The sequence below is a fragment of the Streptomyces sp. KR80 genome (assembly GCF_052245555.1).
Classification (GTDB): Bacteria; Actinomycetota; Actinomycetes; order Streptomycetales; family Streptomycetaceae; genus Streptomyces.
This window is the reverse complement of the sequence record NZ_JBQQCD010000022.1, coordinates 79,179-88,023: the sequence shown is the minus strand read 5'-3', so window position 1 is coordinate 88,023 and position 8,845 is coordinate 79,179. Positions and strand designations below refer to the sequence as shown.

General features: G+C 72.6%; 7 protein-coding genes. 5 read left to right on the top strand and 2 right to left on the bottom strand.

The genetic code is table 11. The annotated features are described in order from the left end of the window. Together ACTWQI_RS25555 and ACTWQI_RS25550 are read left to right on the top strand one after the other, a co-directional pair. The coding region (locus ACTWQI_RS25555; RefSeq protein WP_443274089.1) for a hypothetical protein at positions 1-219 on the top strand (219 nt) is incomplete at its 5' end. Between the two features lie 405 nt (positions 220-624). Then, complete coding sequence (locus ACTWQI_RS25550; protein WP_443274088.1) at positions 625-2,130, top strand: PAS domain-containing protein; 1,506 nt, start codon at positions 625-627, stop codon at positions 2,128-2,130. A gap of 38 nt (positions 2,131-2,168) precedes the next feature. Here the strand turns inward: ACTWQI_RS25550 and ACTWQI_RS25545 are convergent, their stop codons facing one another. After that, a complete protein-coding gene (locus tag ACTWQI_RS25545; RefSeq protein WP_443274087.1) occupies positions 2,169-2,927 on the bottom strand; it encodes an SIS domain-containing protein in 759 nt (252 codons plus the stop codon). 242 nt (positions 2,928-3,169) lie between these two features. On the opposite strand from ACTWQI_RS25545, the gene ACTWQI_RS25540 reads away from it, so the two are divergent. The 3 genes from ACTWQI_RS25540 (at position 3,170) to ACTWQI_RS25530 (ending at position 8,053) form a co-directional block, all read left to right on the top strand. Next, positions 3,170-3,862, top strand: coding sequence for a metal-dependent transcriptional regulator (locus ACTWQI_RS25540; RefSeq protein ID WP_443274086.1), 693 nt, complete (start codon positions 3,170-3,172; stop codon positions 3,860-3,862). Between the two features lie 739 nt (positions 3,863-4,601). Next, on the top strand, positions 4,602-5,465 hold the full coding sequence (locus ACTWQI_RS25535) for an alpha/beta fold hydrolase (RefSeq protein WP_443274093.1): 864 nt from the start codon (positions 4,602-4,604) through the stop codon (positions 5,463-5,465). Between the two features lie 419 nt (positions 5,466-5,884). Further along, the gene (locus tag ACTWQI_RS25530; RefSeq protein ID WP_443274085.1) at positions 5,885-8,053 is read left to right on the top strand and encodes an ABC1 kinase family protein; all 2,169 of its coding nucleotides are present in this window, start codon (positions 5,885-5,887) and stop codon (positions 8,051-8,053) included. A gap of 21 nt (positions 8,054-8,074) precedes the next feature. Here ACTWQI_RS25530 and ACTWQI_RS25525 read toward each other — a convergent pair whose 3' ends face one another. After that, positions 8,075-8,770, bottom strand: coding sequence for a bifunctional DNA primase/polymerase (locus ACTWQI_RS25525; protein ID WP_443274092.1), 696 nt, complete (start codon positions 8,768-8,770; stop codon positions 8,075-8,077). Positions 8,771-8,845: the final 75 nt, after the last annotated feature.

Here is an 8,845-nt window from a genome sequence, read left to right as displayed (position 1 = left end):
GGGAAGCACGCGCCGGTGGGGCGGGTCTGGCGCGGAGCGGCCTCCGCGGCGAGCGGCGACGCAGACGACCCGCGAGCCTGTTCCCCGCGCCCAGAGGCGCAGGGGGCCGGTCGGACGTACCGGCGGCTCGCGGGCCGGGTGACTGCGTGGGATTGGCCGGCTGCGCAGATCTCTCCCGCGCTGTCCGGCGGTGCGCTGAGCGCGACGACGGACTCCTAGCCCGCAGTCACCTCACGCGTCCGGTTTCGATACATCTGCCGAACCACCTCCCTTCTTGTGTGCGCCATACGTTAGGCACCGCTTTCGACCTGCACAACCCGATTCTCCGGAGCGCAACGAGTTCCGGGACCGGCTCCCACATGCTGTGACGATGTGGGCACGCCTGGTGGCACCCGTCGTACGCCACGGCACCGGTGTGGTCCCATCTGAGCGAAGGCCGGCCTCGATGAGACCGCCACTGAAGCAGCGTTACTCCGATACGTCCCGCGAATCTGCCCTCGATCTCGTCGTTGTCTCGCGACGGTCCCGAGATAGAGCCGATTTCTGGGAACATGGTGTGGGCTGTGTCACGTTCCAGTTCAATGATCTGACGTGCAGCAGCCACGTCCAGCAAGGAGGTGCCAGGTGACTGCTTCCCGGCCTTCCGGTCCCACGGACGCACCCGGCGCCGCGGGCGACGCGACCTCGCAGCCCACTCCGCCCGATTGCGAGGACTCCGATCTGCTCGCCGCGCTGCTGGACGGCATGGACGCCGCGCTGTGCGCTTTCGACGCCGACGGCGTGATCACCCACTGGAATCGCGAGGCCGAGCGCATCCTCGGCTGGGCCGCCGAGGAGGCCGTCGGCCGCCACGGGCTCGCGGGCTGGGCGGTCCGTACCGCGGACGCCGACGAGGTCGAGGGGCGGCTGCTCGCCGCGATGGGCACCACGGGTCGTCAGGTGCATGAGTTCGCGCTGCTTACCAAGGACGGTGGGCGGGTGCTGGTCCGCACCCAGTTCGCGGGGGTGCGCGGCGCCGACGGCCGTCCCGCCGGTGTTTACTGCGCCTTCAGCGAGGTGCACGCCCAGATCGACATGGAGCGATCCATCGCGCTCAGCGAGGCGCTGTTCGAGGATGCGGCGTGGGGCGTGGTGCTCATCGACGCCGACCTGCGCCCGACGGTCGCCAACGCCTATGCGGCGCGCGCCCTGAACATGGGGCGCACGGCAGTACTCGGGCGCCCCCTGGGCGAGCTGCTGTCGCACGGGGTGGAGGAGCTGGAGAGCGCACTCCAGCATGTGCTGGCTGAGGGCGCACCGCCCGCGCCCACCGATCTGTGGGTGACGCTGCGCGCCGCGGACATTCCGGAGCAGAAGGCGGCGACGACGGGCACCGCGCAGACGTCGAGGGCCGAGCGGACCGCGCGGACGGCGCGGAGCGCGGCGACGGCGGGGGCGGGAAAGGCGGAGGCACGGCGGTGCTGGCGCAGCGGTTTCGTCCGGCTTGCGTCACCGCTCGCGGAGGAGCCGGTGCCCCTGGGGGTCGGCTGGTTCTTCCAGGACGTCACCGAGTCCAAGCAGCTCGAACAGGAGAGCTCGGTGCTGCGTTTCCGCGGCAACCAGCTGCACCGGGCGAGCCGGGCCGCCGCCGAGTGCGAGGACCCGCTGGAGGCCGCGACGGTCTTCCTGGACTTTGCGCTCGCCGGCTTCGCGGACCACGCGCTGCTGGACCTCGCGACGGACGACGATCCGGTCCGCCTGGTACGGGCCGCGGCCACGCCCGTGGGCTCGGGCGGCCCGTGTTCCACGATCGCACCGGGCGCCATCCCCGTGCGCTACGTCGAGGGGCACCCGGCTCTCCAGGCCGTCGAACGCACCGGTTCCGTCCGCGCCAGCTCGAGTCTGGAGGGCGGTGGTGCGGCCGGCCTCATGCCCGAGCAGGCCCGCAAGTGGGCGCGGGCGCGGCAGTGGCCGGACGACTCGGTCCACGCCCTGTGCGTGGTGCTTCGCAGCCGCGCCCGCACGCTGGGCGTGGCGACCTTCCTACGCTCGTCGGGCCGCCGCCCCTTCGACCGGGCGGACGCCGACTACGCCGAGGACGTGGCATCCCGCATTGCGTCGGCCCTCGACCTCGCCCGCCATCTGTCCTGACGCGGAGCGGCTCGGGCGGCGCGCTACGCGGCGGCAAGCTACTCGTATCGGAAGAAGATCCGGTCCGCGTACTCCGTCATCAGCCGACTGTTCCACTCCTGCCCCCCGTCCACGTTCGCCGAGCGCAGCAGCGGTGGCGTGATCCCGCGCGCCGCCAGCTCGCCCGCCGCGGACGCCATGACGGCCTGCATCACCGCGCTCGTCACCACCGTCGAGGCGGGCGCGAAGGGTGCGTCGATGCCCTCGGCGGTCAGCTCCGCGTCACCGACCGCGATCTTGCTGTCCAGGACCAGGTCGCAGTGGTCTTTCATGAAGGTGCCGGACACGTGCCGGGACTGCGTGCCGTCCGCGTACGCCACCGAGGTCACGCCAATCACCTTCAGCCCGAGCGACTTCGCGTGCATCGCCATCTCCACCGGCAGGGCGTTCCGTCCGGACAGCGAGATGATCACGAGCATGTCGCCGGCGCGTACGGGGCTGGTGTCCAGGACCGCCGTGGCGAGGCCGTCCACCCGCTCGAGCGCACTGCTGAGCGTCGCCGGAATGACGTCGATGCCCACCACACCAGGCACGGCCAGCAGGTTCATCAGCGCCAGCCCGCCCGCGCGGTAGACCACGTCCTGCGCGGGGAGCGCGGAGTGCCCGGCGCCGAAGGTGAAGAGACGGCCACCGTTCGCAACGGTGTCGGCGATCATGGTTCCGGCGGTCGTGATGTTCTCCGCTTCCGCGTCGCGCACCCGCCGCAGCAGTTCGATCGCGGAGTCAAAGAACTGCCCGGCCAGCTTGCTCTCGCTCATCGCCGCTGAGGCCTTTCCGTGAGGGACGGGAGTGACATGAGGGACTTGGGTTCCATCTGCGCGTCCGCCAGCTGCACGTACCGGGCCCGTCGGGCCCATAGGTATGTACCTTGTGGCGCGGATCACGTTGGGGTCCGGACCCGGGCCCTGTCAATACCGCACCTGGCGGGACGGGTCCGCTTGTCGGTGAGATGCGTCAGAATTGAAGCCAGGGCCACGGCACGACACATCGAGGGGCACGCATGTCCGGACTGATCGACACCACGGAGATGTATCTCCGCACCATCCTCGAGCTGGAAGAGGAAGGTGTTGTCCCCATGCGCGCCCGCATCGCGGAGCGCCTCGACCAGAGCGGGCCGACGGTCAGCCAGACGGTGGCGCGCATGGAGCGTGACGGTCTGGTCAATGTCGCCGGGGACCGTCACCTGGAACTCACGGAGGAGGGCCGCCGGCTGGCGACCCGCGTGATGCGCAAGCACCGGCTCGCGGAGTGCCTGCTCGTCGACGTGATCGGCCTGGAGTGGGAGCAGGTGCACGCGGAGGCCTGCCGCTGGGAGCACGTGATGAGCGAGGCGGTGGAGCGCCGCGTGCTGGAGCTGCTGCGGCACCCGACCGAGTCGCCGTACGGGAACCCGATCCCGGGCCTGGAGGAGCTGGGCGAGAAGGCCGAGGTGGACCCGTTCCTGGAAGACGGCATGGTGAGCCTGGTGGACCTCGACCCGGGGGCCGAGGGCAAGACGGTCGTGGTGCGGCGGATCGGCGAGCCGATCCAGACGGACGCCCAGTTGATGTACACGCTGCGGCGGGCCGGGGTGCAGCCCGGGTCCGTGGTGAGCGTGACGGAATCCGCGGGCGGAATCCTGGTGGGCAGCAGCGGTGAGGCCGCGGAGCTGGATGCCGACATCGCTTCGCATGTCTTCGTCGCCAAGCGCTGAAACCTCCCCCCACCTCCCGCTGTCCTCACGCCCCGTCCGTGGTTCCGTCCCCCGTTCCTGGCTGCTCACGCGGCTTCTCACGGCCCGGTGAGTCCAGCAGCGCTGCGTGGGAGTCGGCCGCCGTACGGCGCGCTCCCGGGCGCTCGGCCACGGGCCGGGCTGCTCCGGGTTCTCGGGTGAACACGGCGGAACGGCAGCGCAGTTGACCCCGGCGTGCGACGCTGTCGCGGAGGAGGCCCGGGGGGCTGTCACGGCCACCCGCCCGGGCTTGGGGAGGGGGCTGTGATGGGTGCGTGGAGTGGGAGCGGCAGCGGGCGGCCCCGTACCGCCGGAGCAGGACCCTGCGCGGCCGCGCGCCGCGACCCGGCCACCATCGCGGCCGCCGTCACCACCTTGGCCCGTCCGCCGAGCGTCGGCCGCGGCAAGGGCCCCGGTGCGATCGGTGCGATCGGCAGCCGGGGCCCCGCCGCCCCCCTGGCGACCCGGAGCCCCGAGCTCTCAGGGTCGTTCCCCGCGGACCTCCTTCCCCGTGAGGCCCGCCTCCCGGTAGCTGTCTCCCCGTGTGACAGGCCGTCAATCCTGGTGCGTGGTCACTCGAACGAGCGGTGTTGCACGCCAGAGCCGCACATTCGAATGCGAGTTCGATAATGTGTCTGTGGACGACCACGGACAGCACGTATGCGAGGACCCTGCAGCTGACGACGCGGAGCGTCCGGAAGGAATGGGGGTGCCAGGACACATGGTGCGGCGCATCGATGTGACCGGAGCCGCTGGCGTACGGCTCGCCGCCTGGGAGTTCGCGGACCCCCCCAAGGACTCCCGGGAGGACGGGAAGACGCCCGGGGTGCTGTTGCTGCACGGGCTGATGGGCCGGGCCTCCCACTGGGCGAGCACCGCCCGCTGGCTCTCCGCCAGGCACCGGGCCGTCGGGCTCGACCAGCGTGGCCATGGCCGCAGCGAGAAGCCTGCCGCCGGGCCGTACACGCGCGAGGCGTACGTCGCCGACGCGGAGGCCGCCGTCGAACAACTCGGTCTCGCCCCGGTCACCGTCATCGGTCATTCCATGGGAGCGCTGACGGCCTGGCAGCTCGCCGCCCGCCGCCCCGAGCTCGTACGTGCCCTGGTCATCTGCGACATGCGCGCCTCGGCGCTCGGCGCACAGTCGCAGCAGGAGTGGAAGGAATGGTTCAGGACCTGGCCGCTGCCCTTCGCGACCCTCGCCGACGTCCGCAAGTGGTTCGGTGAGGACGACCCCTGGCTGGAGCGCCCCCGCCCCTCGCGTGGCGATTTCTACGCGGAGGTGATGGCCGAGCGCGCCGACGGCTGGCGCCCTGTCTTCTCCCGCCGCCAGATGCTGGCGTCCCGTGAGACCTGGGTGCACGACGCGCACTGGGAGGAGTTGGCCCTGGTCCAGTGCCCGACGCTGGTCGTACGGGGCGTGGACGGCGAGCTGGGCCGGGCGGAGGCGCAGGAGATGGTCCGCGTCCTGCCGCGTGGCGAGTACGCGGAGATCCCGAACGCAGGTCACCTCCTCCACTACGACCAACCGGCGGGCTGGCGCGCCGCACTGGAACCCTTTCTGCGGTCGGTTCACGTGGAATGAACCCGCGCCCGCAGGGCGCGGGTTCGGCCGCGGTCGGGCCCTGTGCCACCCCGCGGGCGCGGCCGGCCGGCCGCGGCGGCAGACGGTGACGGCGTCATGTCGCGCACCCCACGGCGGCGCCATGTCGCACGCACGGCGGTGGCGCGATGCCATAGGCTCCCTGCCATCCTGACGACGCTTGGGGAGTCAGGCCGCTGGGCGCTGCGGTCTGCGGACCCGTATCGTCGCCCGACCGGTCACTCTCACCGGGCGGGGCGGCCCCGGACAGCGTCGCTCGCGCACGGTCGCGCGGGGAGGGCATCCCGAAGGCGCGGTGCCTCCCGCCGCACCGCACCGCCCGCCCGCCATCATCGACCGATGCGACCGGTCAGCCGTATCCGACCGGCCGTGACCCGCTTTCGCCGGGAGGAACCGCCACCATGCCGCCCCAGGCGCTGCAGCAGGCCGCCACCACCGCAACCGCCGTCGAGCAAGCCACCCACTGGCTCGTCACGGCGCTCGCCGTCGTCGTCGCCGTCAGCGTCTTCTTCACCGGGATCTCGGTCGGCGCGCGTCGGCTGCTCGGCCTCCGTCTCGGCGCACTGCGCACCCTGATCGCCTGCGCCGCCGGCGGAGCCGCCTTCCAGATGGTCAACCGCAGCATCGGCGACCACGAGAGCCAGACCGCGCTCGCCACCGTCTCCCTCACGATCTCGCTCGTGGCCGCCATGGCCGTACTCGTTCTCGTCGAGATCGCGGTGCCGTCCGGCAGTTGGCCGCGCCCCATGCAGTGGACCCGGGCCGTGCGTCGGCGGCTCACCCGCGCTCGTCGCTACTCCCAGATCAGCCGGGTCTTCATGCGCCACGGCCTGGGCCGTTACGTGAGCGGGCGGGCCAGCCTCGACCGCGCGGCGCGGGCCGACGAGGCCGGCCGTGAGGCGGCCCGCTCGCTCCGGCTCGCCCTCGAGGAGTGCGGCGGCACGTTCATCAAGCTCGGCCAAGTCCTCTCCACCCGCCGCGATCTGCTGCCCCCGCACATCATCGAGGAGCTCAGCCGGCTGCAGAGCGACGTGCCCCCGGCTCCCTGGCACCAGGTCGAGGCCGTGCTGCGCGCGGAACTCGGCGCTCCGCTCACCGATGTCTTCGTCGAGTTCGACCACGAACCGCTCGCCGCCGCCTCCATCGCACAGGTGCACCGGGCGACCCTGCGCGACGGCTCCACGGTCGCGGTCAAGGTGCAGCGGCCCGGGATCCGCGAATCCGTCGAGCGCGACCTCGACATCGTCCTCGCCATGGCTCAGGGACTGCACGTCCGGGCCCGCTCCGTACAGGGCCTGGGACTACGGGACTTGGCCGACGGCTTCGCTGTCGCGGTCCGCGAGGAGCTGGACTTCCGCATCGAGGCGCGCAACGCGGACGCCGTCGCCGCGGCCTGCGACGGCCGCGCGCCGGACGCGCCCGTACGCGTACCCGCGGTTCATCACGAGCTGTCCACGGCACGCGTGATGGTCCAGGAGTGGCTGGACGGGGTGACGCTGGAGCGGGCAGGGGCGAGGGCCGACGCCCGCGGCCTGGACCGGGACGCCCTCGCCCGTACGGTGCTGGGTGCCATGCTCCGTCAGATCATGCGCGACGGCGTCTTCCACGCCGACCCGCACCCGGGGAACATGCTGCTCCTCGCCGACGCCGGACGCGGCGGTGCCCGCATCGGACTGCTGGACTTCGGATCCGTGGGCCGGATCGACCCGACGGTGCGGGACGCCATCCAGTACGTACTGCTGGCCGTCGACCGCGGCGACCCGGCGGGCATGTGCGACGGCCTGCTCGAACTCCTCGGCCCCCGCCAGGACGCCGACGACGGCGCACCGGCCCTCGACGCCCTGGTCCTGGAACGCGAGGTGGGCCGCTTCATGGCCCGTCATCTGGGGCCGTCGAGCCGGCCCGACGCGGAGCTGTTCCCGGCCCTCTTCCGCCTGCTCACCCGCTTCGGCCTCGCGGTGCCACCGGAGGTCGCGGGGGTCTTCCGTGCGCTGGCGACGCTGGAGGGCACACTGGCCCGTATCTCGCCCGGCTTCGACCTGGTGGGCGAGGCGCGCCGGGTGGCCACGGCCGTGGTCACGGAGCGGCTGACGGCGGCCCCCGCCGGCCGTCTGGCGTCCCATGCGGTCCACACCTACGCGACGTGGACCGGCGCCCCGTACGACGACGTCACCAGCCCGCCCGGTCCCGAGCCCCTGGACGGCGCGGCCCTGGCGCGCGCCGTCGCCCAGGAGTTGCTGCCCCTGCTCCCGATGCTGCGCCGGATGCCGCGTCGCGCCGAACGCATCACCGCGTCCCTGGAACAGGGCCGCCTCACCGCCCGCGTCCGATTCCTGGCCGACGCCCGCGACCGCCGCTTCGTCGCGAGCCTGGTCCACCAACTCCTGGTGACGCTCCTGGCTGCGGGCACCGGCCTGATGGCCGTCCTCCTCCTGGTCCTGGGCACGGGCCACGGCCCTCATGTGACCTCCCGTCTGGAGCTCTTCCCGCTGCTCGGCTACAACCTCCTGGCGGTGAGCGCGGTCCTCACGCTGCGCGTCCTCTACGCGGCGATGCGGCGAAGCCCCTGAGCCGCCCCGCGGCGGGGAGCGTCAGCGGCGGCGGGCCGTCGCGGCCTCGCGGGCGCAGGCGTACGCCAGCGGGCTGATCAGCTCCTCCACCTCCGGCAGCCACCGGTTCGCCACCGTCGGCTGCCGCGCCCACTGCACCGAGCCGTGCGTGCCGACCCGGGTCGGCGGCGCCGCCACGTAGTCGCCCTCGCCCCGCGCGACCAGATCCAGCGTGCTCGGCAACCAGCCCAGCTTCCTGACCAGTTGGGGTACCTTCACCGCCGCACCGGGCAGCACGAAGAAGAGCATCCGCCCGCTCGGCGTGGAGGCGATCGGCCCGAGCGGGACCTCCATCCGCTCCATCCGGGCCAGCGCGAGGCACCCCGCGGCCTCCGACACGTCCAGCGCCTCGAAGGTGCGCCCCGTCGGCAGCAGGATCGAGGCGCGCGGCTGCTTCGCCCACATCCGCCGCACCACGGCGGCACTGCCCGTCGCCTGGGCCGCCCAGTCCGGCCGCGCCGGGTGCGCGCCCGGGGCACGGCAGCCGGTGTCCCCGCACGAGCACCACTCGGCTCCGTTCGCCGCCTCCAGCCAGGTGCCGGGGACGACGTCCCAGTGCCGCTCCTCCGCGTATCGCACCGCGGTGTCGGGCAGCGGGGCTCCGCGCTGCTGAGGGATCCGTGGGTCTCGGGTGATCCCGGGGGTGCCAGTGCCGATGACTCCGAAGGTCTCTTCCACGTTCATCACAACTTCTGTTGTGACCAAGGGTTACGGGGCCGGTGGCGGATGCCGCGGGCCAACGTCTCGGCATGC

Bases quoted from the DNA above. Each gene is read 5' to 3' on its own strand.
- ACTWQI_RS25545 (WP_443274087.1), bottom strand. From the start codon at position 2,927: ATGAGCGAGAGCAAGCTGGCCGGGCAGTTCTTTGACTCCGCGATCGAA.
- ACTWQI_RS25535 (WP_443274093.1), top strand. From the start codon at position 4,602: ATGGTGCGGCGCATCGATGTGACCGGAGCCGCTGGCGTACGGCTCGCC.
- ACTWQI_RS25540 (WP_443274086.1), top strand. From the start codon at position 3,170: ATGTCCGGACTGATCGACACCACGGAGATGTATCTCCGCACCATCCTC.
- ACTWQI_RS25530 (WP_443274085.1), top strand. From the start codon at position 5,885: ATGCCGCCCCAGGCGCTGCAGCAGGCCGCCACCACCGCAACCGCCGTC.